This is a genomic window from Bradyrhizobium sp. WSM4873, from assembly GCF_055811355.1.
This window is the reverse complement of record NZ_JBVVPS010000003.1, coordinates 221,276-246,993: the sequence shown is the minus strand read 5'-3', so window position 1 is coordinate 246,993 and position 25,718 is coordinate 221,276. Positions and strand designations below refer to the sequence as shown.

Annotated in this window: 25 protein-coding genes and 1 tRNA gene; 6 read left to right on the top strand and 20 right to left on the bottom strand. The window is 63.8% G+C overall.

Features of this window, described 5'->3' with window-relative positions:
• Nucleotides 1-10 precede the first annotated feature (10 nt).
• From AC0L21_RS07845 to AC0L21_RS07765, 17 genes are all read right to left on the bottom strand, one after another.
• Entirely contained in the window at nt 11-1,519 is a 1,509-nt protein-coding gene (locus tag AC0L21_RS07845; RefSeq protein WP_473259882.1) for an NADH-quinone oxidoreductase subunit M, read from the bottom strand.
• 1 nt (nt 1,520) lies between these two features.
• The gene (gene nuoL / locus AC0L21_RS07840) at nt 1,521-3,620 is read right to left on the bottom strand and encodes an NADH-quinone oxidoreductase subunit L (RefSeq protein ID WP_473259880.1); all 2,100 of its coding nucleotides are present in this window, start codon (nt 3,618-3,620) and stop codon (nt 1,521-1,523) included.
• Between the two features lie 61 nt (nt 3,621-3,681).
• The gene (gene nuoK / locus AC0L21_RS07835) at nt 3,682-3,990 is read right to left on the bottom strand and encodes an NADH-quinone oxidoreductase subunit NuoK (RefSeq protein ID WP_015685769.1); all 309 of its coding nucleotides are present in this window, start codon (nt 3,988-3,990) and stop codon (nt 3,682-3,684) included.
• Nucleotides 3,987-4,625, bottom strand: coding sequence for an NADH-quinone oxidoreductase subunit J (locus AC0L21_RS07830; RefSeq protein ID WP_473259877.1), 639 nt, complete (start codon nt 4,623-4,625; stop codon nt 3,987-3,989). Before AC0L21_RS07830 ends, nuoK begins: the two co-directional genes overlap by 4 nt.
• A gap of 9 nt (nt 4,626-4,634) precedes the next feature.
• The gene (nuoI, locus tag AC0L21_RS07825; RefSeq protein WP_026232873.1) at nt 4,635-5,123 is read right to left on the bottom strand and encodes an NADH-quinone oxidoreductase subunit NuoI; all 489 of its coding nucleotides are present in this window, start codon (nt 5,121-5,123) and stop codon (nt 4,635-4,637) included.
• A gap of 14 nt (nt 5,124-5,137) precedes the next feature.
• Nucleotides 5,138-6,205, bottom strand: coding sequence for an NADH-quinone oxidoreductase subunit NuoH (gene nuoH, locus AC0L21_RS07820; protein ID WP_007603555.1), 1,068 nt, complete (start codon nt 6,203-6,205; stop codon nt 5,138-5,140).
• A gap of 4 nt (nt 6,206-6,209) precedes the next feature.
• Nucleotides 6,210-8,285: an NADH-quinone oxidoreductase subunit NuoG gene (gene nuoG / locus AC0L21_RS07815; protein WP_473259875.1), complete on the bottom strand. Its 2,076-nt coding sequence runs from the start codon at nt 8,283-8,285 to the stop codon at nt 6,210-6,212.
• A 5-nt stretch (nt 8,286-8,290) separates the two neighbouring features.
• A complete protein-coding gene (nuoF, locus tag AC0L21_RS07810) occupies nt 8,291-9,616 on the bottom strand; it encodes an NADH-quinone oxidoreductase subunit NuoF (RefSeq protein WP_027518249.1) in 1,326 nt (441 codons plus the stop codon).
• A gap of 15 nt (nt 9,617-9,631) precedes the next feature.
• A complete protein-coding gene (locus AC0L21_RS07805; RefSeq protein WP_026232874.1) occupies nt 9,632-9,835 on the bottom strand; it encodes a hypothetical protein in 204 nt (67 codons plus the stop codon).
• Entirely contained in the window at nt 9,835-10,446 is a 612-nt protein-coding gene (nuoE, locus tag AC0L21_RS07800) for an NADH-quinone oxidoreductase subunit NuoE (protein WP_007610983.1), read from the bottom strand. The genes AC0L21_RS07805 and nuoE overlap by 1 nt, the downstream gene beginning before the upstream one ends.
• A gap of 12 nt (nt 10,447-10,458) precedes the next feature.
• Complete coding sequence (locus AC0L21_RS07795; RefSeq protein WP_473259868.1) at nt 10,459-11,421, bottom strand: FkbM family methyltransferase; 963 nt, start codon at nt 11,419-11,421, stop codon at nt 10,459-10,461.
• On the bottom strand, nt 11,421-12,617 hold the full coding sequence (locus tag AC0L21_RS07790; protein ID WP_354058961.1) for an NADH-quinone oxidoreductase subunit D: 1,197 nt from the start codon (nt 12,615-12,617) through the stop codon (nt 11,421-11,423). The genes AC0L21_RS07795 and AC0L21_RS07790 overlap by 1 nt, the downstream gene beginning before the upstream one ends.
• A gap of 2 nt (nt 12,618-12,619) precedes the next feature.
• On the bottom strand, nt 12,620-13,234 hold the full coding sequence (locus AC0L21_RS07785; RefSeq protein WP_473259866.1) for an NADH-quinone oxidoreductase subunit C: 615 nt from the start codon (nt 13,232-13,234) through the stop codon (nt 12,620-12,622).
• An 11-nt stretch (nt 13,235-13,245) separates the two neighbouring features.
• The gene (locus AC0L21_RS07780; protein WP_007603537.1) at nt 13,246-13,833 is read right to left on the bottom strand and encodes a NuoB/complex I 20 kDa subunit family protein; all 588 of its coding nucleotides are present in this window, start codon (nt 13,831-13,833) and stop codon (nt 13,246-13,248) included.
• Nucleotides 13,824-14,189 carry an NADH-quinone oxidoreductase subunit A gene (locus AC0L21_RS07775; protein ID WP_007603535.1) on the bottom strand — a complete coding sequence of 122 codons (366 nt, stop codon included), beginning with the start codon at nt 14,187-14,189 and terminating at the stop codon, nt 13,824-13,826. Before AC0L21_RS07775 ends, AC0L21_RS07780 begins: the two co-directional genes overlap by 10 nt.
• A gap of 574 nt (nt 14,190-14,763) precedes the next feature.
• Nucleotides 14,764-17,013: a TonB-dependent siderophore receptor gene (locus AC0L21_RS07770; RefSeq protein ID WP_473259864.1), complete on the bottom strand. Its 2,250-nt coding sequence runs from the start codon at nt 17,011-17,013 to the stop codon at nt 14,764-14,766.
• Between the two features lie 201 nt (nt 17,014-17,214).
• The gene (locus tag AC0L21_RS07765; RefSeq protein ID WP_473259862.1) at nt 17,215-17,730 is read right to left on the bottom strand and encodes a MarR family winged helix-turn-helix transcriptional regulator; all 516 of its coding nucleotides are present in this window, start codon (nt 17,728-17,730) and stop codon (nt 17,215-17,217) included.
• Between the two features lie 179 nt (nt 17,731-17,909).
• Between AC0L21_RS07765 and AC0L21_RS07760 the strand changes: the two genes are divergently transcribed.
• The 3 genes from AC0L21_RS07760 (at nt 17,910) to AC0L21_RS07750 (ending at nt 20,804) form a co-directional block, all read left to right on the top strand.
• Complete coding sequence (locus tag AC0L21_RS07760) at nt 17,910-19,100, top strand: Rieske 2Fe-2S domain-containing protein (protein WP_473259860.1); 1,191 nt, start codon at nt 17,910-17,912, stop codon at nt 19,098-19,100.
• A 62-nt stretch (nt 19,101-19,162) separates the two neighbouring features.
• Entirely contained in the window at nt 19,163-20,458 is a 1,296-nt protein-coding gene (locus tag AC0L21_RS07755) for a spinster family MFS transporter (RefSeq protein WP_473259858.1), read from the top strand.
• Nucleotides 20,459-20,600: 142 nt separating this feature from the next.
• Nucleotides 20,601-20,804 (top strand): hypothetical protein, encoded by a 204-nt coding sequence (locus AC0L21_RS07750; protein ID WP_026232877.1) that lies wholly within the window; start codon nt 20,601-20,603, stop codon nt 20,802-20,804.
• A 91-nt stretch (nt 20,805-20,895) separates the two neighbouring features.
• Here the strand turns inward: AC0L21_RS07750 and AC0L21_RS07745 are convergent, their stop codons facing one another.
• Both AC0L21_RS07745 and AC0L21_RS07740 read right to left on the bottom strand, forming a co-directional pair.
• The gene (locus AC0L21_RS07745) at nt 20,896-21,729 is read right to left on the bottom strand and encodes an FkbM family methyltransferase (protein WP_473259856.1); all 834 of its coding nucleotides are present in this window, start codon (nt 21,727-21,729) and stop codon (nt 20,896-20,898) included.
• A gap of 202 nt (nt 21,730-21,931) precedes the next feature.
• Nucleotides 21,932-22,008, bottom strand: a tRNA-Asp gene (locus tag AC0L21_RS07740).
• A gap of 235 nt (nt 22,009-22,243) precedes the next feature.
• Between AC0L21_RS07740 and AC0L21_RS07735 the strand changes: the two genes are divergently transcribed.
• Nucleotides 22,244-22,573 (top strand): HU family DNA-binding protein, encoded by a 330-nt coding sequence (locus AC0L21_RS07735; RefSeq protein WP_473259853.1) that lies wholly within the window; start codon nt 22,244-22,246, stop codon nt 22,571-22,573.
• A gap of 102 nt (nt 22,574-22,675) precedes the next feature.
• On the top strand, nt 22,676-23,926 hold the full coding sequence (gene pepT, locus AC0L21_RS07730; protein WP_473259851.1) for a peptidase T: 1,251 nt from the start codon (nt 22,676-22,678) through the stop codon (nt 23,924-23,926).
• Between the two features lie 48 nt (nt 23,927-23,974).
• On the opposite strand, the gene AC0L21_RS07725 is transcribed toward pepT, so the two are convergent.
• Complete coding sequence (locus tag AC0L21_RS07725) at nt 23,975-24,868, bottom strand: hypothetical protein (RefSeq protein WP_473259849.1); 894 nt, start codon at nt 24,866-24,868, stop codon at nt 23,975-23,977.
• A 353-nt stretch (nt 24,869-25,221) separates the two neighbouring features.
• Here AC0L21_RS07725 and AC0L21_RS07720 point away from each other — a divergent pair, with 353 nt between their 5' ends.
• Nucleotides 25,222-25,455 carry a hypothetical protein gene (locus tag AC0L21_RS07720; protein ID WP_473259847.1) on the top strand — a complete coding sequence of 78 codons (234 nt, stop codon included), beginning with the start codon at nt 25,222-25,224 and terminating at the stop codon, nt 25,453-25,455.
• The last annotated feature ends 263 nt before the right edge of the window (nt 25,456-25,718 follow it).

The window sequence follows — 25,718 nt, the reverse complement described above, 5'->3', positions numbered from 1 at the left end:
ACCTGCCCGCTCACTGGAGCAGTGCGGCGGCCTTCACGGCCGTCACAGCGGTGTTGTAATTGTTGACGAGTTGCTGGACCGAGGCCGCCGACATGTCGAGCACCGGCTTCGGGTAGATGCCGAACAGGATCGTCAGCGCGATCAGCGGGAACAGCGTCAGGCCCTCCCGGAAGGTGAGATCCTTCATGCTCATCAGCGAGGGCTTGACCAGCGCCCCGAACACGACCTTGCGGTAGAGCCACAGCGCGTAGCAGGCCGACAGGATCACGCCGAAGGTGGCGAAGAACGCGGTCGGGATCGAGACCTTGAAAGTGCCGAGCAGCGTCATGAACTCGCCGACGAAGCCGGAGGTGCCGGGCAGACCGACATTGGCCATGGTGAAGACCATGAAGGTCAGCGCGTAGAGCGGCATCCGGTTGACGAGGCCGCCATAGGCCGCGATGTCGCGGGTGTGCATGCGGTCGTAGACGATGCCGACACAGAGGAACAGCGCGCCGGAGACGATGCCGTGCGAGATCATCTGAAACACGCCGCCGGCGACGCCCTGCATGGTGCCGGCAAAGATGCCCATGGTGACGAAGCCCATATGCGCCACCGAGGAGTACGCAATCAGCTTCTTCATGTCCTCCTGCATCAGCGCCACCAGCGAGGTGTAGATAATGGCGATGGCCGAGAGCGTGAACATCAATGGCGCGAAGTCATGCGAGGCCAGCGGGAACATCGGCAGCGAGAACCGCAGGAAACCGTAGCCGCCCATCTTCAGCATGATCGCAGCCAGCACCACCGAGCCGGCGGTCGGCGCCTCGACGTGGGCATCGGGGAGCCAGGTGTGTACCGGCCACATCGGCATCTTCACCGCGAACGAGGCGAAGAAGGCAAGCCATGCCCAGGTTTGCAGCGAGCGCGGCACGGCGGTGTGCATCAGGGTCGGGATGTCGGTGGTGCCGCCGTTCCAGTACAGCGCCATGATAGCAAGCAGCATCAGAACCGAGCCGAGCAGCGTGTAGAGGAAGAACTTGAAAGATGCATAGACCCGGCGCGGACCGCCCCAGACGCCGATGATCAGGAACATCGGGATCAGGCCGCCTTCGAAGAACAGGTAGAACAGCACGAGATCGAGCGCCGAAAAGGTGCCGATCATCAGCGTTTCCAGGATCAGGAACGCCATCATGTATTCGCGGACGCGGTTGGTGATCGCCTTCCAGCTCGCGATGATGCAGAACGGCATGATGGCGGTGGTCAGGATCACGAGCGGCAGCGAAATGCCGTCCACGCCCATGTGGTAGGTGATGCCGGTAGCGAGCCAGTTCGCCTTCTCGACGAACTGGAAGTCGGCGCTCGACGCATCGAACCGCATGACCAGGATCACCGACACCGCGAAGGTGATCAGCGTGGTCCACAGCGCGATCCAGCGCGAATTGCGCCTGCTAGCCTCGTCATCGCCGCGGCTGAGATAGACGATCAGCGCGCCGACCAGCGGCAGGAACGTCGTGACGGATAGAATTGGCCAGGTCGTCATTTTACTGGCCCCCAAAGCCGAACATGAACCAGGTGATCAGGCCGGCGGCACCGATCAGCATGGCGAACGCGTAGTGGTAGAGATAGCCGGTCTGGATCTTCACGACGTTGCGGGTGACGTCCAGCACCCGGGCCGAGACGCCGTCGGGGCCAAGGCCGTCGATAATGAAGCCGTCGCCCTTCTTCCAGAGCTGGTAGCCGATCCACTTCGCCGGACGGACGAAGATGATGTCGTAGAGCTCGTCGAAGTACCATTTGTTGAGCAGGAACTTGTACAGCATCGGCTGCGTGTTCGCGAGCTCGACTGGCAGATAGGGCCGCCGGATGTAGAACAGGTACGACACCAGGAAGCCCAGCACCATCATCACCGTCGGCAGGAAGGCGATGGTCTCGGGGATGTGGTGCATCTCCTCGATGATGTGCGGGTTCATCTTCACGGATTCGCGGAAGAACTCCTCGATGCCGTGACCGGCGAACAGCTCCTTGAACGGGAAGCCGGCCAGGATGGAGCCGACCGCGAGCACACCGATCGGGATCAGCATCCAGATCGGCGCTTCATGCGCAGCCTCGTAGTGATGTTCGTCATGCGGCTCGCGGTGGAAGGTCTTGAAGATCAGGCGCCACGAGTAGAACGAGGTCAGGCCGGCCGCGACGACCGTCATCAGGAAGCCGTACATCGCGAACGGATTGTGCGAGGCGTAGGCGGACTCGATGATCGCGTCCTTGGAGAAATAGCCGGCGGTCAGCGGGAAGCCGGTGAGCGCGAGCGTGCCAACCACCATCACCGCGTAGGTGTAGGGGATCTTGCGCCACAGGCCGCCCATGTTGCGGATGTCCTGCTCGTGATGCATCGCGTAGATCACCGAGCCGGAGCCCAAGAACAACAGCGCCTTGAAGAAGGCGTGCGTGAACAGATGGAACATGCCGACCGAATAGGCCCCTGCCCCCATCGCCACGAACATGTAGCCGAGCTGCGAACAGGTCGAGTAGGCGACGATGCGCTTGATGTCGTTCTGGACGAGGCCAATGGTCGCCGCGAAGAACGCCGTGGTGGCGCCGAAGAACATCACGACGGCCTGCGCGTTCGGCGCAAGCTCGAACAGCGGCGACAGGCGCGCCACCATGAAGACGCCGGCGGTGACCATGGTCGCGGCGTGGATCAGCGCCGACACCGGGGTCGGGCCTTCCATCGCGTCCGGCAACCAGGTGTGCAGCAGGAACTGCGCCGATTTGCCCATCGCGCCCATGAACAGCAACAGGCAGGTCAGGGTCAGCGCGTCGGCGTGCCAACCGAGGAAGTTGATGGTCTTGCCGGTGAGACCTGGCGCAGCGTGGAAGATGGTCTCGAAATCGGTCGAGCCGGCCAGCAGGAAGATCGCGAAGATGCCGAGCGCGAAGCCGAAATCGCCGACGCGGTTGACCACGAAGGCCTTGATGGCGGCGGCGTTCGCCGAGGGCTTCTGGTACCAGAAACCGATCAGGAGGTAGCTCGCCAGACCCACGCCTTCCCAGCCGAAGAACAGCTGCACGAGGTTGTCGGCGGTCACCAGCATCAGCATGGCGAAGGTGAACAGCGACAGATAGCCGAAAAAGCGCGGCCGGTTCGGGTCCTCGTCCATGTAGCCGATGGAATAGAGGTGCACGAGCGAGGACACGGTGGTCACGACCACCAGCATCACGGCGGTGAGCGTGTCGATCCGCAGCGTCCAGTAGACCTGAAGATCGCCGGAGAGGATCCACGGCAGCAGCGGAATGCGCATGTCGTGGTGCATGAAGCCGACATCGACCAGCGTCATCCAGGACAGCGCCGCCGACACGAACAGCAACGCCGTGGTGATCAGCTCGGCGCCGCGCGAGCCCGCCGCGGGCGGCTCGGAGACGTGGTGGTCATCGTGGCCGTCGCCGGGCTCGTGATGGGTCTCGTGAATGACCGACGCATCGTCGGTGATCGTGTCGGACGCATGGGCGTGCGCGCCATGACCGTGATCATCGTGATGCTCGACCGTGTCGCCCGAGGGGTTGCGGGCATGCGCGCCGAACAGCGCGATCAGGCCGGCCAGAATAGCGCCCAGCAGAGGCAGAAAGACGATTGCCTGGACCATGATTTAATCTTTCCGCACGATCTGGTCGGAAAACCGGTATCCACTTTTCCGGATCATGCGATCAGCCCTTCATCAGATTGACGTCCTCAACCGCGATCGAGCCGCGGTTGCGGAAATAGACCACCAGGATAGCGAGACCGATCGCGGCTTCAGCGGCCGCGACGGTGAGCACCAGGAGCGCGAAGACCTGCCCGACGATATCGCCGAGGAAGGTCGAGAACGCCACGAGATTGATGTTGACCGCGAGCAGGATCAGCTCGATCGACATCAGGATGACGATGATGTTCTTGCGATTCAGGAAGATGCCGAGGATCCCGAGCGTGAACAGGATCGCGCCGACCGCAAGATAGTGTCCGAGCCCGATCGTCATTTCACCCACTCCGCCGCGTCAGAGTCCTGGAGCCCCTGCCCCGGCGCCACCTTGCATATCGCCATCGCGATTTCGGGCGTGCGCGCGTTCTGAACGTTGATGTCCTGCCGCTTGACGCTCGCCTTGTGCCGCAGCGTCAGCACGATGGCGCCGATCATTGCGACCAGCAGCACCATGCCCGAGAGCTGGAAGTAGTGGATGTATTTGGTATAGAGCACCAGGCCCAGCGCCTCGGTATTGGAGACGTTGGTCGGGATCGCCGCGGTGATCGTCTTGGCGACGCCGGGGTTGATGACCCAGAAGCCGACGGTGAGGAGCAGCTCGAACAGGAAGATGCCGCCGATCACGAGGCCGATCGGGAGGTACTCGATGAAGCCCTCGCGCAGCTCGAGGAAGTCGACGTCGAGCATCATGATCACGAACAGGAACAGCACCGCGACCGCGCCGACATAGACGACGATCAGGATCATCGCCAGGAATTCGGCGCCCATCAGCACGAACAGGCCGGAGGCGTTGACGAAGGCCAGGATCAGGTACAGCACGGAGTGCACGGGATTGCGCGAGACAATCACCATCACCGCCGAGGCGACGCAGACGCCGGCGAACAGATAGAAGAACAGCGCGGGAAGGATCATGCTCTCATCTCACCGGTACGGCGCGTCGAGTTCGATCGCTTTCGCGATCTCGCGTTCCCAGCGGTCGCCATTGGCGAGCAGCTTGGCCTTGTCATAGAACAGTTCCTCGCGGGTCTCGGTCGCGAACTCGAAGTTCGGACCTTCGACGATGGCATCGACCGGACAGGCTTCCTGGCAGAGGCCGCAATAGATGCACTTCACCATGTCGATGTCGTAGCGCACGGTGCGGCGGGTGCCGTCGTTGCGGCGCGGGCCGGCCTCGATGGTGATGGCCTGCGCCGGGCAGACCGCCTCGCACAGCTTGCAGGCGATGCAGCGCTCTTCGCCGTTCGGATAGCGGCGCAGCGCATGCTCGCCGCGGAAGCGCGGCGAGATCGGGCCCTTCTCGAACGGATAGTTCAGCGTCGGCTTCGGCTGGAAGAAATAGCGCATGGCGAGGAAGAACGCCGAGACGAATTCCGACAGCAGGAGCGAGCGTGCAGTGGCGTTGATGTTGATACCCATGACGGCCCTCACTTCGGCGCGATGCCGGCAAAGTGCAGCACACCGGCCACCACGATCACCATCGCCAGCGACAACGGCAGGAACACTTTCCAGCCGAGGCGCATCAGTTGATCGTAGCGGTAGCGCGGCACGATCGCCTTGGCCATCGCGAACAGGAAGAACATGAAGAACAGTTTCAGCGAGAACCAGATGATCCCCGGCACCCAGTTGAAGGGCGGCAGGTCCACCGGCGGCAGCCAGCCTCCGAGGAACAGGATCGTCGCCATCGCGCACATCGTGGCAATCGCGACATACTCGCCGAGCATGAACAGAAGATACGGCGTCGAGCCGTACTCGACCATGAAGCCGGCGACGAGCTCGGATTCCGCTTCGACCAGGTCGAACGGCGGGCGGTTGGTTTCCGCCAGCGCCGAGACGTAGAAGATCACGAACATCGGAAACAGCGGCCAGACGTACCAGTTCAGGATCGTGAGCTGCGGCAACCCGATCAGGCTGGCGAGGCCCCGGACATGCTGCGCCTCGACCACGGCGGAGAGGTTCAACGTGCCGGCGCAGAGCAGCACCGTGATGATGACGAAGCCGATCGAGACTTCGTAAGACACCATCTGCGCCGCCGAGCGCAGCGCCGCCAGGAACGGATATTTCGAGTTCGACGACCAGCCGGCCATGATGATGCCGTAGATCGACAGCGACGAGATCGCGAAGATGAAGAGAACGCCGACATTGATGTCGGAGATCACCCAGCCGAGATTGGTCGGGATCACCGCCCAGGCCGCGAGCGCGAGCACGCATGAGACCAGGGGAGCCAGGAGAAACACGCCCTTATTGGCGCCGGACGGGATGATCGGCTCCTTCAGCACGAACTTCAGGAGGTCGGCGAAGGATTGCAGCAGACCCCAGGGCCCGACCACGTTCGGGCCACGGCGGATCTGCACCGCTGCCCAGATCTTGCGGTCGGCGAGCAGGATGTAGGCGATCGCCACGAGCAGGACGACCAGCACAAGGACGCTCTCCGCGATCATGATGATCAGCGGCCAAAGGAACCCGGTCCAGAATGCGCTTTCGAAGAATTCCATCAGCTCACTCCGCTGCGGTCAGCATCTGCCCGGAGGCAAGCCGCGAACACTCCGCCATCACGGCGGACGCACGCGCGATTGGGTTGGTCAAATAGAAGTCCTCGACGACCGGCTTGAACGGAGCCTTCTCCGTCGTGCCGCCCTTCCCCGCGAGTTTCTTGATCTGGTCGGCCGAGCCGGCCTCGATCTGGTCGAGACGGATCAGATGTGGCACCGCCTTGAAGATCGCCTGGCGCAGGGCCGACAACGAGTCATAGCCGAGCTTCTTGCCGAGCGCCTCCGACAGCGCGCGGACAATCGCCCAGTCCTCGCGAGCCTCGCCCGGCGGGAATGCGGCCCGTCCGGTCATCTGCACGCGACCTTCGGTGTTGACGTAGATCGCCGACTTCTCGGTATAGGCGGCGGCCGGCAGGATCACGTCGGCGCGATGGGCGCCGCGGTCGCCGTGGGTGCCGATATAGGCGACGAAGGTGCCGTCCGACGGCTTGATCTCGTCCGCGCCGAGCAGAAACAGCAGATCGAGCGTCCCGAACGTCGTCATCTGCGCCGCGTTCAGCCCGCCCTGACCGGCGACAAAGCCGATGTCGAGCGCGCCGACGCGCGAGGCGCTCTCGTGCAACACGCCGAAGCCGTTCCAGCCGTCCTTGAGCGCGCCGACGTCGAGCGCGAGCTTGGCGGCGGCTGCGAGAATGGCGGCGCCGTCGTGGCGCGAGGCAGCGCCAGCGCCGACCATGATGATCGGATTCTTGGCGTTCTTCAGCACGTCCATGAAGGAGTGCTTGCCGGCCGCGAGCTCGCCGAGGGTCTCGGTGCCTGCGCCGAGATGGTCATAATCGTAGGTCAGATCGGGCTTGGCGCCGATCACGCCGACCTTGAAGCCGCCGGCGCGCCAGCGCTTGCGGATGCGGGCGTTGAACACGGCCGCCTCTTTCCGCGGATTGGCGCCGATGATGAGCAGCGCATCGGCCTGCTCCACGCCGGCCAGCGTCGGATTGAAGATGTAGGAGCCGCGGCCGAGCGCGGGCTCGAAGGCGTCGCCGCCCTGCACCGCGAGATTGCCCGAGCCATACTTGGCCAGCAGATCCTTCAGCGCGAACATCTCTTCGACGCCGGCGAGGTCGCCCGCGATGGCGCCGATCCGCTTGCCGTCGGTGCGCGCCGCCTTGGAGGCGATCGCGGCAAAGGCCTCGGGCCAGCTTGCCGCGCGCAGCTTACCGGCTTCGCGGATATAGGGCCGGTCGAGGCGCTGGGTGCGCAGGCCGTCGACGACGTGGCGGGTCTTGTCGGAGATCCACTCCTCGTTCACGGCCTCGTTGATGCGCGGCAGGATACGCATCACTTCGCGGCCGCGGGTGTCGACGCGGATCGCAGAGCCCAGGCCGTCCATCACGTCGATCGACTGGGTCTTGCCGAGCTCCCACGGGCGCGCGGCGAAGGCGTAGGGCTTCGAGGTCAGCGCGCCGACCGGGCAGATGTCGACGAGATTGCCCTGGAGCTCAGACGTCAGCGCGTGCTCGAGATAGGTCGTGATCTCCATGTCCTCGCCGCGGCCGGTCGCGCCCATTTCGGGGGCGCCGGCCACTTCCGCCGAGAAGCGGACGCAGCGGGTGCACTGGATGCAGCGGTTCATCGAGGTCTTGACCAGCGCGCCGAGATATTTGTCCTCGACCGCGCGCTTGTTCTCGGCGAAGCGGCTGGTGTCGACACCGTAGCCCATCGCCTGGTCCTGGAGGTCGCACTCGCCGCCCTGATCGCAGATCGGGCAATCCAGCGGATGGTTGATGAGAAGGAATTCCATCACGCCTTCGCGCGCCTTTTTCACCATCGGCGAACGGGTGGAGATTTCCGGCGGCTCGCCCTTGGGACCCGGACGGCAATCGCGCACGCCCCAGGCGCAGCTCGCGACCGGCTTCGGGCCGCCCTTCACCTCGACGAGGCACATCCGGCAATTGCCGGCGATCGACAGCCGCTCGTGATAGCAGAAGCGCGGAATCTCGGCCCCGGCCGCCTCGCACGCCTGGAGCAGCGTGTATTCGGCGGGGACATCGATCTCTTTGCCGTCGATGATGAGCTTGGTCATTGTCTCTACTCCGCCGCGACCATGTTCACGGGATCGCGGACGCCGGCATCGTCGATGTCGGCCTTGTGCGAATATTGGTCGATGCGCGCTTCGATCTCATGACGGAAATGCGCGATCAGGCCCTGGATCGGCCACGCCGCGGCGTCGCCCAGCGCGCAGATGGTGTGGCCTTCGACCTGCTTGGTGACTTCCAGCAGCATGTCGATCTCGCGCTTGTGGGCGCGGCCGTCGGCCATGCGGGTCAAGACGCGCCACATCCAGCCGGTGCCCTCGCGGCACGGCGTGCACTGGCCGCAGCTCTCGTGCTTGTAGAAATAGGAGATGCGGGCAATCGCCCGGATCAAGTCGGTCGACTTGTCCATCACGATCACGGCCGCGGTGCCGAGGCCGGAGCGCAGCTTGCTCAGGCTGTCGAAATCCATCGGCGTGTCGATGATCTGCTCGGCCGGCACCATGCGCACCGAGGAGCCGCCGGGGATCACGGCCTTGAGATTGTCCCAGCCGCCCCGGATGCCGCCGCAATGCTTCTCGATCAGCTCACGGAACGGGATGCCCATGGCCTCTTCGACGTTGCAGGGCCGCTCGACATGGCCGGAGATGCAGAACAGCTTGGTGCCGACATTGTTGGGACGGCCGATGCCGGCGAACCACGCCGCGCCCCGGCGCAGAATGTCCGGCGCGACCGCGATCGACTCGACATTGTTGACGGTGGTCGGGCAGCCATACAGGCCGACATTCGCCGGGAACGGCGGCTTCAGCCGCGGCTGGCCCTTCTTGCCTTCGAGGCTTTCGAGCAGCGCGGTCTCCTCGCCGCAGATATAGGCGCCGGCGCCGTGGGCGACGTAGATGTCGAACGGCCAGCCGTTGACATTGTCCTTCCCGACCAGCTTGGCCTCATAGGCCTGGTCGATCGCTGCCTGGAGATGCTCGCGCTCGCGAATGAACTCACCGCGGACATAGATGTAGCAGGCATGCGCGTTCATCGCGCAGCTCGCGATCAGGCAGCCCTCGATCAGCAGATGCGGATCGTGCCGCATGATCTCGCGATCCTTGCAGGTCCCGGGCTCGGATTCGTCGGCGTTGACGACCAGATAGCTCGGCCGTCCGTCGGTCGATTCCTTCGGCATGAACGACCATTTCAGGCCGGTCGGGAAGCCGGCGCCACCGCGTCCGCGCAGCCCCGACGCCTTCATCTCGTTGATGATCCAGTCACGGCCCTTGTCGATGATGTTCTTCGTACCATCCCAGGCGCCGCGGCGCCGCGCGCCCTCGAGCCCCCAATCGTGGAGGCCGTAGAGGTTCTTGAAGATGCGGTCCTTGTCCTCGAGCATGTCAGTGCTTTCCGATCAACGGTTGGCTTGCTTGTAGGCAAGCCCGGCGGCGCAGACGGCGAAGGTCAGCGCCCAGAGCAGACTGGATTCCAGCGACGCGTTCAGGGCGAAGCGCTGAAGCAGGAAAATGAATGTGGCCGCCACGGCGGAATGCATTGCGACGAAGCCCCACTTCTTCACAACACTGCTCCCTTCAACTGGCGGCGAGAGATCACGCATCAGGTGATCTCCTTCAGCGTGGTCGGCCCACCGGTCGGCGCCGAGAACTGGCGGCCGTTCTGCGGACCGGGCTTGGGCGGATTGCCAGACGCAAAGCCGTCGAGCACCTTGCCGAAGCTTTCCTTGGTCAGATCCTCATAGGTGTCCTTGCCGATCAGCACCATCGGCGCATTCACGCAGGCACCGAGGCACTCCACCTCTTCCCAGCTGAAATTGCCGTCCTTGGAGAGATGGAAAGGCTCGTGATGGATGCGGTGCTCGCAGACGTGGATCAGATCCTCGGCGCCGCGCAGGCGGCACGGCGTGGTGCCGCAGACCTGGACGTGGGCCTTCTTGCCGACCGGGGCCAGCTGGAACATCGTGTAGAAGGTCGCGACCTCGAGCACGCGAATATAGGGCATGTCGAGCATGTCGGCGACAGCGCGGATCGCGGCCTCGGACACCCAGCCGTCGTGCTGTTCCTGAACGCGCCAGAGGATGGCGATGACGGCCGAAGCCTGGCGCCCGGCCGGATATTTCGCGATCTGCTGCTTGGCGAACGCGAGGTTCTCCTCCGTGAACGCAAAGCTCGCGGGCTGGACTTCCTTCGGTGCTAATCGGCGAACGGACATCTCTTCAATCTCTCACTGCACGCGGCGCGCGGTTTTCGCATTCAGGGCATTGATCCTGTCCTGCCAGAATGCGCTTGCGGTGCCGAAAACATTGTAGCCGACGTGAGTCGAGACCTTGATGCGGTCGAGGATCGACAGCTCGGTCACCGTCTCCATACGCCTTGTGCTGGGATCGTAGACGATCAGCTTCAGCGGGGTGTGTTCGAGGATGTAGCGCGAGACCGCGTGCGAGCGGTCGCTGCCGTGCTCCTCGCACATGACGACGCTGTCGGCCTGGAGCAGCCGGGCGCCGCCCTTGATCGCCTCGATCTCGACGCCCTCGACGTCGAGCTTGATCAGGTACTTGCCGCTCGCGACGATCTTGCCGTCGTCGATCAGATTGTCGAGCGCGATGACCGGCACGTCCTCGCCGCCTGCCGACGCGTCGCCGGCGATGCTGAAGGCCTCGTGCTTGGTGCCTGACAGACGCGCGGTGCCACGGGCCGCGCCGATCGCGCATTTCATGGTCTCGAAGCGGCTGCCGTTGATGCGGGCGTTATTGGCGAGCTTCGGATGGTTCTGCCCCGACGGCTCGATCGCGATCGCCTTGTGCGAACCGAACGGCTTGCTCGACACCAGCACCGACCAATAGCCGTAATTCGCGCCGCAATCGAGCAGCGTATAGTCGACGTCGATGGAGTCGGCGAACAACAGCTCCAGCTCGTCCTCGTAATTGTAGGAGCGGTTGAGCAGCTTGCTCCAATAGCCGTCGCCGTAGGGAAATTCGAACACGGCGTCGGGGTTGAGCTTGATCGCGATGTTGCGCTCGGGCAGCGTCTTGCGCAGCAGATTGGCGCAGGCGATGTAGCCCATATGCGAGAAATGCGAGGAGATCTTCGATCCCGTCACCAGCGCCAAGGCAGCCGTCCGCTCCCACAGGTTAGCCCCTTCAAGGGCCCCCGAGGCGCGGTCAAACTGGATCGGCGCCTGCGCCATCACCGATCGACCTCTCCGAACACGATGTCGAGCGAGCCGAGGATCGCGGAAACGTCGGCGAGCAGATGACCGCGGCAGATGTGGTCCATGGCCTGCAGATGCGCAAAGCCCGGCGCGCGGATCTTGCACTTGTACGGCTTGTTGGTGCCGTCCGAGATCAGAAAGACGCCGAACTCGCCCTTGGGCGCCTCGACCGCGGCGTAGACTTCGCCCGCGGGCACGTGGACGCCTTCGGTGTAGAGCTTGAAGTGATGGATCAGCGCTTCCATCGAGCGCTTCATCTCGCCACGGCGCGGCGGCGCGACCTTGTTGTCTTCGACGACGACGGGGCCCTTGCCGTCCGGCGCATTCAGCTTCTGGATACACTGCTTCATGATGCGCACGGACTGGCGCATCTCTTCCATGCGGATCAGATAGCGGTCGTAGCAGTCGCCGTTCTTGCCGATCGGGATGTCGAAATCCATCTCGGCGTAGCATTCATAGGGCTGCGACTTGCGCAGATCCCACGCCGCGCCCGAACCGCGCACCATCACGCCGGAGAAGCCCCACTCCCAGGCTTCCTTCAGCGACACCACGCCGATGTCGACGTTACGCTGCTTGAAGATGCGGTTGGCGGTCAGCAGCCGGTCGAGATCCTCGACCACTTTGAGGAACGGATCGCACCAGGCGTCGATGTCGTCGACCAGCTTCTGCGGCAGGTCCTGATGCACGCCGCCGACGCGGAAGTAGGCTGCGTGCATGCGGCTGCCGGAGGCGCGCTCGTAGAACACCATCAGCTTTTCGCGCTCTTCAAAACCCCACAGCGGCGGGGTCAGCGCGCCGACGTCCATCGCCTGCGTGGTGACGTTGAGCAAATGCGACAGGATGCGGCCGATCTCGCAATAGAGCACGCGGATCAGCTGCGCGCGGCGCGGCACCTCGATGCCGAGCAGCTTCTCTGCAGCCATGCAGAAGGCGTGCTCCTGGTTCATCGGCGCGACGTAGTCGAGGCGGTCGAAATAAGGGATCGCCTGCAGATAGGTCTTCTGCTCGATCAGCTTTTCGGTGCCGCGGTGAAGCAGGCCGATATGCGGGTCGACGCGGGCAACGACTTCGCCGTCAAGCTCCAGCACCAGGCGCAGCACGCCGTGCGCGGCCGGATGCTGCGGACCGAAGTTGATGGTGAAATTGCGGAGTTCTTGCGGTTGCTCGTTCATGTTCAGACCTTCGGCCCCGCTTTTTCATCGCCCGGAAGCACCGGATAGTCGGCGCCCTCCCACGGGGACAAAAAGTCGAACTTGCGGAATTCCTGGTTGAGCCTGACCGGCTCGTACACGACCCGCTTCTCCTGGTCGTCATAGCGGACCTCGAGGAAGCCGGTGGTCGGGAAATCCTTGCGCAGCGGATGACCCTCGAAGCCGTAATCTGTCAGGAGGCGGCGCATGTCGGGATGACCGACGAAGATCACGCCGTAGAGGTCGTAGGCCTCGCGCTCGAACCAGTCGGCGCCGGGAAACACCTCGATCAGCGACGGCACCTGCGTGGTCTCGTCGGCCTGGGCCTTGAGCCGGACCCGCGCGTTCAGGGTCGGTGACAGCAAGTGATAGATCACGTCGAAGCGCTTCTCGCGCGAGGGATAGTCCGCCGCTGTGATGTCGGTGAAATTGATGAAGCGGCAGTTCGGGTCGTCGCGGAGGTACTTGACCACCTCGACGATCTTGCTGGCCTCGACATCCACCGTGAGCTGGTTGAAGGCCACCGAATGACCGATGGCGGCGCCCGGAAGCGCGCTAACGATCGTCTGCCCCAGGGCGTCGAGCTTGGCGTCGTCCATGACGTAAAACCTTAGCGTTCGATGGTGCCGGTGCGGCGGATCTTCTTCTGCAGCAGCAGCACGCCGTAGAGCAGCGCTTCCGCCGTGGGCGGGCAGCCCGGCACGTAGATGTCGATCGGCACGATGCGGTCGCAACCGCGCACGACCGAGTAGGAATAGTGATAATAGCCGCCGCCATTGGCGCAGGAGCCCATCGAGATGACGTAACGCGGCTCGGGCATCTGGTCGTAGACCTTGCGCAGCGCAGGCGCCATCTTGTTGGTCAGGGTCCCCGCGACGATCATCACGTCCGACTGACGCGGCGAAGCGCGCGGCGCGAAGCCGAAGCGCTCGACGTCGTAGCGCGGCATCGAGACCTGCATCATCTCGACCGCGCAGCAGGCGAGACCGAAGGTCATCCACATCAGCGAGCCGGTACGCGCCCAGGTAATGAGGTCGTCGGTCGCGGCCACGAAGAAGCCCTTGTCGGACAGTTCCGAATTGACCTCGAGGAAGAACGGATCATTGGCCCCGACCGGCTTGCCGGTCGACGGGTCCAGGATGCCCTTGGGGGCCGGCGCGAGCACCGGACCGGCGGACGACACAGGGTTCAATCCCATTCCAGTGCGCCTTTCTTCCATTCATAGGCGAACCCGACCGTCAGCACGCCAAGGAACACCACCATGGACCAGAAGCCGGTCGCGCCGAGCTTGCCGAACGCCACCGCCCAGGGAAACAGGAACGCCACCTCGAGGTCGAAGATGATGAAGAGGATGGCGACGAGATAGAAGCGGACGTCGAACTTCATGCGGGCGTCGTCGAAGGCGTTGAAACCGCACTCATACGCCGACAGCTTTTCCGGGTCAGGCTGTTGGAACGCCACGATGAACGGCGCGATCAGCAGCACCAGGCCAATGAGGCCCGCTACCCCTATGAAGACGACGAGTGGAAGATAGTTCTGCAGAATGCCGCTCATTGACGAGCCCTTTTTCCCGCAGCCTCGGGACAGCCACGGATTCGTCCAGTTTGGAATTGTTCTGAGCCTTAGCGCAGTGCACCAATGGGCGCAAGACACGCTCTTTTTAGGCCCTTTGTCGCCCTCAGAACGGTGGAAATCCCGGAATCACCCCGCGGCTGGTATGGAGCAGATCGACGGCCCCAGCAAGGGCGCCCCGATCAGTCCACACGCGCTGGGTCGTGACGTCCGTTGTTGGGAAGGCTCACTTTATCTAGGCCGCGACGCAGCAAAGTCCAGATTACAACGAGGACAGGCGCACCCATTCTCGGGCGAGCGATCCGGGAGCCATGCATCACGATCGGACCCGGGCCCGTCTGGCGAATGCGTCGGGCGGGCGGCGCCCGCTTCTGCCGCCCAGGAAAATCAGCGGCGAGCGCGGCGGCAACGTTGGCTAGCTCGTCGCGCGCCGCGCTCGCATGAGCTTCGGGCCGGGGGGCATGGCCCGCGAGCTCATCGATCTCGTGGCGAAAGCCGGTGACGGGCCGGTCAGGCTCTCACGACGGCCTTCCCTCGCCCGTTCTCGTCATCTGCCTCACCACTTGTAGGAGACGCTGGCGGTCACGCGCCGGCGGTCGCCGTAGAAGCAAGAGGACGCCGCCGCGCAGCTCGCGACGTAGATCTTGTCGGTCAAATTGACCACGTTCAGCGCGGTGCGCCAGTTCTGCCACTCATAGTGGAGCGCGAGATCGCCGAGCACGACTGCGGGAACCTCGAGGGTATTGGCGGTATCCGCCCACGACGAACCGACATAGCGGACACCGCCGCCGAAGCCGAACCCCGCGAGCGGCCCGTCCTTGAAGGTGTAGTCCGCCCAGCCCGACACCAGGAGCTCAGGCGTGTTGGTCGGGGTCTTGCCGACCAAAGATGGGTCCAGATCCCTGCTGTTGAACAAATGGTAGGCCGTGAACGAGCCGATCAGCTTCAGCTCACGCGTGGCGTTCGCCACCGCTTCGAGCTCGATGCCGCGCGAGGTCACCTCGCCGGTCTGGTTCTGCAAGGTCGGGACGACAGGATCAGTGGTTGCCACGTTCTGGCGCTTCAGGTCGAACACCGAGGCGGTGAAATAGCCGTTAAATTCCCTCGGCGCGACCTTCACGCCGATTTCGGCCTGCTGGCCGGTCTCCGGCAGGAACAGCTGGTTTTGCGCGTTGAGGCCGATGATCGGATTGTAGCTCGTGGCGTAGGACACATAGGGCGCGATGCCATTGTCGAAATTGTAGATCAGCCCGGCGCGTCCGCTGAATCGGCTGTCGTCGCGGCTGGCGAGCGTGGCGCCGGTATCGCGGGCAGCCTGCGTCGTCTCGACCCAATCATTGCGGCCGCTCAGCACCAGCGTGAAATTGCCGAGCTTCATCTGGTCCTGAAGATAGGTGCCGGCCTGCTTCTGCGTGATCTGGAAGTTGCGGAACGGTGCGCCCGTCAATGGGATGTCAGACCCGTAGCCGGGATTGAAGACGTTGATTGAAGGGACAGTGCCGAAGTTGAAAGCCTGATAGTCGTCGATCTGATACCCCTTCAAATCGACCCCGAACAGCATCGTGTGCCGCACCGCGCCGGTGTTGAAGCGGTACTCCAGCTGGTTGTCGAGATTGGCCTGGTTGGCGGTGTTCTTCGCATACCAATTATAGCGACCGAGATTAGCTGTGTTGATGTCAGCCCAATTATTGCCGACATAGCCGCGATAGCTCACGTCGACATGGGCAAACCGCGCATTCTGCCGGAACGTCAAATCGTCGGTGAGATTGCGCTCGAACTGATAGCCCAGCATCTCCTGCTCGCGCGTGAACTTGTCGACGCTGGGATCGCCGGCGAAAAAGCTGGTCGGAATCTTGCCGAACGGTGCGTTGGTCACCGTGCCCTCATAGGGCAGGAAGTTGATGCCACGGGTTTCCTGCCGGGACGCTGAAGCCAGTACCGTGAACGTCGTGTCGGCGTCTGGCCTCCAGGTCACCGACGGCGCGATGAAGTAGTTGTCATCAGGCGTGAAATTGACCTGCGTAGGGCCGTTCTGGACCTGGCCGACGACGCGGTAGAACAGCTTCCCGTTCTCAGGGCTCGTCGCGACCGGACCGCCGACATCAAAGCCGACAAAGGCGTTGCCGAAATTGTTGACGCCGGTCTCGATGAAACGGACGGGCTCCGCCGGCGGCATCTTGCTGATGACGTTGACGATGCCGCTCGGGCTCGATCCGCCATAGAGCACGGCCGACGGACCGCGCAGCACCTCGACGCGCTCCATGTTGGGCGTCTGAAGCTTCCAGCTCGCATAGGACGTGGAGAACAGCTGCATGCCGTCGAGGAACAGTCCGACATCGTCGGACTTGAAGCCGCGGATCAGCCACCAGTCGTTGCGCGTGTCCGCGCCGAAGGTCCCGGCGCGGACACCGGCAGTATAGCGCAGGACCTCGTCGAGCTTGTTCGGCTTCTGGTCGCGGATCTGCTCCGCGCCAATCACCGACACCGCCTGCGGCGTCTCCATGATCGGTGTGTTGGTCTTGGTGCCGGACGAGCTGCGGCCAGCGACGTAGCCGTGCACCGGGCCGAGCGGGGTTTCGACGAAACCGATATTGCGCGGCGGCTGCGGCCTGCTTCGGTTGGCTGTCTGCTGGGATGATCGCGGCGGGCGGCGCTGGGCGGAGGTGGCGCGGCGGCGCGCTTCCGGCGCGGTGACGGTCACCGACGGAATGTTCTGCGCGCCACTCTGCGCAGGCGATTGTGCAAGCGATGCCTGCGGCAGCAAAACCCAAGCGGATGCGGTCGCCAGTACGGCCGACCGCAACATTCCAAGACTGTTCAACGCGCAACCCCAAAACTGCGTGTTTTGATTTGCGCATGCCGTTAGTCCCATGACGGCATGCGCTTGCGGTGACGCTTAGGGGAGCGCGCGCGAATTCCCTAATTGAAAGCCTCTTAGAAAGAGTCCTAGAAAGAGTCTTAGAAAGAGTCTTGGAAGCGATCCACCATGTCCCGGGTTGCCGAAACGTCAGCGCGAAATCTTCTCGCTCTCGAGCAACTCGGCGGCGATCTTCGTCAATTGATCGACCTGCTGCAGCAGCGTCTCGAACTCGGCTTCGCTCAGATGTTCGCGCAAACGCCGATTGCGCTCCTGCGCACCGGCGACGATCGCATCATGCGCCGCAAGGCCCGTCGCGGTCAGCGAGACCAGCACCTCGCGGCTGTCTTTCGGGTTCGCTGATTTCGCGATCAGCTTGCGCGATACGAGTTCCGCAAGCGCGCGGCTGATTTGCCCCTTGTCCTGGCCGACGGCTTCCGCAAGCCGCGCCACGCTCATCGGCGGCCGCCGGCCGAGCGAGGCGACCAGGCCAAACTCGACCGAGGACAATCCGGCAAGACGCTTGTAGCGCAGGATGGCGCCACGCTTGAGCAGATTGGCCAGCACCATCAGCCGAGACGACAGCATGACGGTGATCGGCGCCGGCGACCGACTTTCGTCCGCATCGGACGATGTGCGCCCGGCCCTGCTTGATGTCTGGCTCATGATCCACCTCTGCCAAGAAAGCCGCGGCGTGCCAAGTCTTGGTAGCGCAACCTCCCCAGCCCGATCCGAATGCGACTAAGAGGCATTTGGAAATTCGTTGACATTGTCATCAATCGGCCCTTCACTGGTGTTCAGGCGTCACAAGCCGAGCCAGCAAGGCCGACAGCGGGAGGATCTGCATGACCATCACCCAGCGGGATCGCGATCTCGGCACGGCCTATGCGATGAAGCCCGCGCACACCCGCACCGAGCTTACCTCGGTCGTGCGTGGCACGCCGATGGGCGAACTGCTGCGACGTTACTGGCACCCGGTCGGGCTCATCAGCGACGCCACCGACACCCCGAAGAAGGTTCGCGCGCTCGGCGAGGACCTGGTGCTGTTCCGCGACAAGCACGGCCGCGCCGGCCTGCTGCACGCCCGCTGCTGCCACCGCGGCACCACGCTCTATTACGGCAAGGTCGAGGAGGACGGCATCCGCTGCTGCTATCACGGTTGGAAGTTCGACGCCGAAGGTCACTGTCTGGAGCAGCCCTGCGAGCCCGAGGGCGGCCAGTTCAAGGACAAGGTGCGGCAGCCCTGGTATCCGGTCGAGGAACGCTACGGGCTGATCTTCGCCTATATGGGCCCGGCCGAAAAACGCCCGGTGCTGCCGGCCTATCAATGCCTGGAGACCATGGACGACGGCGAGTTCGTCGAGGCCGACGATTCCTCGATCGGCGGCGGTGGTCCCGCGATGATCCCCTGCAACTGGCTCCAGCATTTCGAGAACGTGGTCGATCCCTACCACGTGCCGGTGCTGCACGGCTCGTTCTCGGGTCCGCAATTCACCAACATGATGGCATCGATGCCGGAGGTGACGTTCGACAAGACCCCGCGTGGCATCGCCGTGCGCTCGATCCGCAAGCAGGATGACGGCCGTGTGTTTTACCGCGTCACCGAGGCGGCGCTCCCCACCTTGCGCGTCGTGCCGAACCCGCGCGTGGCGCAGTTCGCCCGCGTCGAGTCGATCGGCTGGACGTTGCCGATCGACGACACCTCGTTCCGCATCTACGTCGCCGGCCGCGTCAAGAACCCCGGCGACATCGGCCGCATGCGCTCGAAATTCAACGGCAAGTTCTGGTGGGACATGACCGAGGAAGAGCACCAGCAATTTCCGGGCGACTATGAAGCCCAAGTCGGCCAGGGACCGCAGACGATCCATTCCGAGGAGCATTTCGGCCAGAGCGACCGCGGCATCCTCATGATCCGGCGCATGCTGACCGAGCAGCTCGAGGCGATGGAAGCAGGCCGCGATCCGATCGGACTCTCGTTCGATTTGAGCGCGCCTCCGGTCGAATTCGAAGCGGGGAACTACATCCGCGACGCGTGAAGCGGCCAACGCCAATCAAAGCTGGACCGACAACGATAACAAAGACTAATTTGGGGGAAGCGATGGTCGATGTGACGTCACAAATGTCGGTGCAAACGGCCGCCGCGACAAAACCCTCGGCACGGCGCTATTACGTGCTCGGCCTGCTCACGATCATCTACGCGCTGAACTTCCTCGACCGCACGATCTTCAACGTCCTGATCGAGCCGATCAAGAAGGAGTTCCAGCTCAGCGACACCATGATGGGCTTGCTCGCGGGCTTCGGCTTCGCGCTGTTCTACTCCCTGCTCGGCATTCCCATCGCGCGCGTCGCCGACCGGCTCAACCGGCGCAATATCGTCGCTGCCGCCTTCGCCTTCTGGAGCGCGATGACGGCGTTATGCGGCGCCGCTTCGAGCGTCACTTCGCTGGCGCTGGCGAGGATCGGCGTCGGCATCGGCGAATCCGCAGGGTCGCCCGCCTCGCAATCGATCGTCGCCGACCTCTTCGCCAAGAACGAGCGTCCGCGCGCGCTCGGGATCTACGCCGTCGGCACCTATCTCGGCGTCTTCCTCGGCTATTTCGTCGGCGGCTACGTCAACCAGCACTATGGCTGGCGGATGGCGTTCTACGTCGCGGGCCTGCCCGGCATCCTGCTCGCTATCGTCGTGTGGTTGACGATCTCCGAACCGAAGCGCGGCGCCATGCAGGAAAAGTTCGTGCCTGAGCCGCTCGGCCCGACGCTGCGCTTCCTGGCCTCGCAACAGAGCTTCATCATCGTGTTGATCGGCTTCTGTCTCACCACTTACACCAACTACGCGACCGCGGCCTGGATCCCGCCGTTCCTGGCGCGCGTGCACCATCTGTCGAGCGCCGAGATCGGCACCTATGCCGGCACTTTCAAGGGGCTCGCCGGCATGGCGGGCACGCTGCTCGGCGGCTTCGTGGTGGCGCAAGTCAGCCGCCGCGACGATCGCTGGAAGCTGTGGGCGCCCGCCGTCACCTCGGGCCTTGCCGGCCCGGTGTTCGCGCTGTGCATGCTGACGCAGGACTTTGCGATGATGGTGGCCACGCTGGCGCTGACCTCGTTCCTGGTCGGCTTCCATCTCGGACCGATCTTCGCGATCGCGCAGACGGTGGCAAAGCCGAGCATGCGGGCGCTGGCCTCCGCCCTGATCGCGCTCACCGCGACCTGCTTCGGCCAAGGCGTCGGGCCGCTCGCGGTAGGCGTGGTCAATGATGCCCTGAAGGGCGCTTACGGCGCCGATGCCGTGCGCTATTCCTTGCTCTCGGCGGCGGCCACGACCACGCTGGGGGCGCTCCTGTTCGTCTGGGCGGCGCGCTCAATCCGGGACGATATCGGCCGGGCGGCCGCCTGAGGCCCGATCCGGGACGCCCCAGCCGGCGAAACCGGCCGGCGGGGAGATGAAACCATTTTGCGGAACCCGCGAAACCATCCGGAAACAGATGGTCCTTACAAGAAGAGCCATAGACGGCGGCAAAGCCCGTCGGGAGGCTCAGATGAACCACTCCATTCACTCTGCTGATCGTGCGACCCACCTGAAGATCGTGGTGGTGGCGCTGGTGGCCGGCATCACGGTGGCCGGCTTCGGGATCGCAGCCCGCACCAATGCCGATTACAGCCAGACCGCCCAATCCGCCCACGTGATCAAGGCCGGCAAGCCGGTCGTGGTGACCAGCGCGGGGACGTCAGAGATCCGCTGAGGACGAAAAAGGTCCGGTTTGATACCAAACGGCCGCCTTCGGGCGGCCTTTTTGATTCAGGCGACGGGCGAGGACGCCAACATGAAGCGGGTCAATAGCTGCCGCAGCAGTGCTTGAATTTCTCGCCTGAACCGCACGGACAGGGATCATTGCGGCCCACACCGCTCCGCCCATAACGCAGCCGGTTGAGGGCCTTCCTGTTCTGCTCCAGGATCATCTTGCGGCGCGTCTCCTGCACGCCGATCACAGCAGCATTGTCGCCGGCGTCCCAGAACGCCTGCGGCTTCAGATGGGCGAGCTTGCCGCCGACATAGACCGGATAGAACCAGCCGAGCGTTCCGTCGCGCAGGCGCTGCAGCGTCGTCAAATCGTAGAGGAAGAAACCTGCGTCCAGCAGCATCGTGTTGATGTCCTGGAAGTCGTCAACGTCGGTCTCGCAGACGACCACGCTGCAATTCTCGAGCACGCCGCGCGCGCCCTTCAGTGCGGCCTGTTCCGCGCCCTGCACATCGAGCTTGAGCAGGAACGGCGGCTTGAGCGACAGCTGCTCGACCAGCGCATCCAGCGTCGTCGCCGGCACTTTTACCTTGCTGGTGGAGAGGTCGTTGACCCGCGACCAGTAGACGTCGCCCGCGGGGCGCAGCGATGACCAGTAGGGATGCACGGACTCCGTGATCTCGATCTCGCCCTCATGGTCGGTGATGGCGCAAATGCGATAGTGCCCGCCAAGCACCTCCTTGATCGCCTTGAGGGAGTCCTCATAGATCCGATTGGCGTCGACATTCAGCGGCACCGCACCGCCGAGGCACGGCTGATGGTTGAGCACGAAGTGCCCATCGGCGCAGCCCAGATCGATGACGGTCCCGTAGCGCACGCCCTTCGCGAACAAATTCTGCAACGTCGCGCTGAAATCGGCTGCCTGCATCAAATCGATCCGAACAATCCCGGATTGAGCGGTACCATGTGATCAACGGCGCAATCAACTCGATCGCCTGGCGGCCGTCGCGCGGACGAGGAATTTTGCGCAGGTCGAAGACCAAAAAGCACGCAGAAGCCCGCTCGCGCATGACCCGGGATCGAAGCGAGATCAGGATTTGAAGGTAAGGGTATGAAAGGATTGCCAAAAATGGCGCGAGAGACGGGGCTCGAACCCGCGACCTCCGGCGTGACAGGCCGGCGCTCTAACCAACTGAGCTACTCCCGCGTGACACGCAAATGTCTGCGGAACGAGGGGGACTTAAAGGCCGGACCTGTTGAAGTCAAGGATGTTGCATCCACTGCCGGAATGACCGGATTTCCGCCGAGGGCGCGCACGAACGTGACCCTCGGCCGCGCGGGCTGACGTAGTCAGTCCAGCCCCGAATCGTCTACCCCTCCGGGAACTTGCGGGGTTTGGGGGCCCTCATCCCGACCACCGGCAGGAATCGAGGAGGCCAGACATGGCTAGGAAAGACTCGGCCAAGAAGGATTCGGCGAAGAAGGCTGCCGCTCCCGCCACCATCACGCTCAAGCACCTCGCCTCCGACATCGCGGAGAGCCAGGATCTCTCGAAGAAGCGCGCTGAGGCCGTTCTGACCGACATGGTCGAGCTCATCACCAAGCACCTGAAGAAGGGCGACCGTGTCCGGATCGTCGGACTTGGAATCCTCCAGGTCCGCAAGCGCGCCGCCCGCACCGGCCGCAATCCCGCCACCGGCGAGCCTATCCACATCAAGGCCAGCAAGAAGGTCGCCTTCCGCCCGGTCAAGGAGCTGAAAGAGGCGATCTGACCCCTCACGTTTCGTTAAGCCTGATCCGCGTCCTCCGGCCGCAACGCGGCTCGGTTTTCTGGTATACCGCCTGTCTCCCCTCACTCGGCGGTTTGACCAGAAATGTCCTCCCTCACCTTTTCGCATACCGTGACCGAGCGCTTCCTGCGCTACGTCACCATCGACACCCAGTCCGACCCGGAATCTCCGGCCTCGCCGTCGACCGAGAAGCAGAAAGATCTCGGCCGTGTGCTCGCCGCCGAGCTCAGGGAAATGGGGGTCGAGGACGCTCATCTCGACGATTACGGCTACGTCTATGCAACGATCCCGGCGAACACGGCCAAGAAGGTGCCGGTGATCTGCTTCTGCTCGCACGTGGACACCTCGCCCGACGTCACCGGCAAGGACGTCAAGCCGCAGATCGTGAAGAACTATCGCGGCGGCGATATCACCCTCCCAGGCGACACCAGTCAGGTGATCCGCTTCGCCGAGCATCCGGCGCTGAAGAACCAGATCGGCAACGACATCATCACCACCGACGGCACCACGCTGCTCGGCGCCGACAACAAGGCCGGCGTCGCCGAGATCATGGATGCCGCACATTTCTTCATCAACAATCCGGACGTGAAGCACGGCACCATCAAGATCCTGTTCACGCCCGACGAGGAGATCGGCCGCGGCGTCGACAATGTCGACATCAAGAAGCTCGGCGCCGATTTCGGCTACACCATGGACGGCGAGAGCGCGGGCTGCGTCGAGGACGAGACCTTCTCGGCGGACGGCGCCACCATCACCATCAACGGCGTCAGTGCCCATCCCGGCTATGCCAAGGGCAAGATGGAGCACGCGATCAAGATCGCCGCCGCAATCGTCGAGCGCCTGCCCCGGGAAGGCTGCTCGCCCGAGACGACATCAGGCAAGCAGGGCTTTCTGCATCCGATCGGGATCGAGGGGGCGCTGGAGCAGGCGACGCTCTCCTTCATCGTGCGCGACTTCACCGAGGAAGGGCTGAAGGAGAAGGAGATCCTGCTCGAGAACATCGTCAAGGACGTGATGAAGGAATATCCGCGCTCGACCTACACATTCGAGGTGCGGGAGCAGTACCGCAACATGAAGCAGGTGATCGATCGCCACCCGCACATTCTCGAATACGCCATTGAAGCGATCCGCCGCGCCGGCCTGCGCCCGATGCGCACCGCGATCCGCGGCGGCACCGATGGCTCCCGCCTCTCCTTCATGGGGCTGCCCTGCCCCAACATCTTCGCCGGCGAGCACGCGTTTCACTCCCGGCTCGAATGGGTCAGCCGGCAGGACATGGAGAAGGCGGTGCAAACGATCGTCCACCTCGCCATGATCTGGGAGGAGAAGGCCTAGCTCGCCACAGCGATGTGGCCGGGATCGCTCCCGGCCATCGCTGCATTCTTACGGCACCGGCATCGCGCGCGGATTGCGATGGAAGCGGTTCGAGCTTGCCATCCAGTTCGGCAGCGGCTCTCCGTCGCGGTGCCGCCCGCCGGCCACCGCCGCAGCCCAGGCCACGGCAGCGCCGATCAGGGTTGCTGCGGCAACGGAGAAGGCGACGATGATGGAATTACGCCGCGCCCGATTGATGGCCGTCCTCGAATCCGCAATCGCCGCGTCGACCCGTCGTTCCGAGTCGGGTGCCGCGAGTCCCGTCAGCGCGGCCACCTGCTGCATGAGGTAGGCCCGGTCATCGGTGCTGACGCCGCTGTGGCTCGATGACGTCATCAAGATGCGTCCTGCTTCGGCTCGGGCTTCCCTCAGGTCCGTGTTAGGGGGCCGCCGCGGCGCGCGAAACAGCTTGTCCAGCTCGTAGCTCAACAGAGGCTCGGCGACGGAGGTATTGCTCGCCGAACTGCGCATCGGCGAACGATCAATCGCAGCTGCGCCGAGTATCGCAAGCAGAGCGGCACCAAGCAGCACGGCAAGCGCCCAGGACATCAGGCCATGCAGCCCGTCCCGCCGTTCGCCGTCGTCTTCCATCGTTGTGATCGCCGGGGCTGGTCGCGTTGTCCGGCCGGCGACATAGCCGCCGAAGCCGAAGCTGATAATCGCCTGGATGATCAGATACAGCCCCGACAGCAAAGCCAGCGCCGCCGATGCATCGCGCCATGTCGGCGAGGCTGAACTGACGCCCAGGCCGACGGCGACTCCAAAGCCGACCAGGATGAACGACATTGCGCCGGCAGCCAAAGCGCCTGCGATGACCGAGCTCCACTGGGTGGTGCGCCGGTCGTCGGCAGCGACGCCGCCGCCTTCCATGATCTCTTCCCGTATGAGAGTTTCCATCGTCATCGCCGCTCTCTCAGCGCAGGCCGAAGAACGACAGGATCGCCATGACCACCACGATCAAGCCGATGAGATAAATCAATCCGTCCATGGTCCGTCCTCCTCGATTTCTCCTCGTCGCTAATCACAACAAAGAAAGAACGTTCCAAACTGGACCGAGCCTGCGGGAACGAACCGGCGCGATGCGGATTATCTGTCCAAGTCCCAAAGGATGAAGTTTGTGAGCACGAAAGCCCCAGCCGGTCAGTCCCGGCTGGGGCTTTCTTTTTGGGCGGCGGTTCCTGTCCTATGTTAACGACGCCGGCTCTCCGATCATCAAGGATGCGATCGGGGCGGAACCTCCGGATCGGGAGAGCCGCGTGGATCGCAGAACCGCGTGCCTTCATCAGGCAGATGCATTCCGGGAAAAGGCAATCGCCGATCCCGAGCACCACGACCAGTGGATCGATGAAGCCATCAAATGGCTGGAACGGGCCATGGAAGCGGGCTGTCGCGCCGTCGTCACGCTCGAAGCCGGCGATGCTGGCGACATAGCGGACGCAGCACGCGGTGCGGCAGCCGATGCTCGACTGAGCTTGATCACGCGCCAATGAGAAGCACCGGCGTCTTCGCGGCCGCTGCGGCAATTGTTCCAGGGACGTAACAATGTTGCGGGTCGACACTGTTCTCGCCCCCATGCTAGGCCGGGCGCAGACCGCAACCAGAGTGAAATCGTGCTCGCGAACCGCCAGCCCTCAGGATCATGCCGGGCGCGCCACAGGCGCGGCCGGCGGTCTGTGCGGGTCGCGGGTGTCTACCAGCTCGCGGGCGCGGAGCCTGGCCGGCCCGCCATCGCCGTGACCCCCCCCGGGGGCGG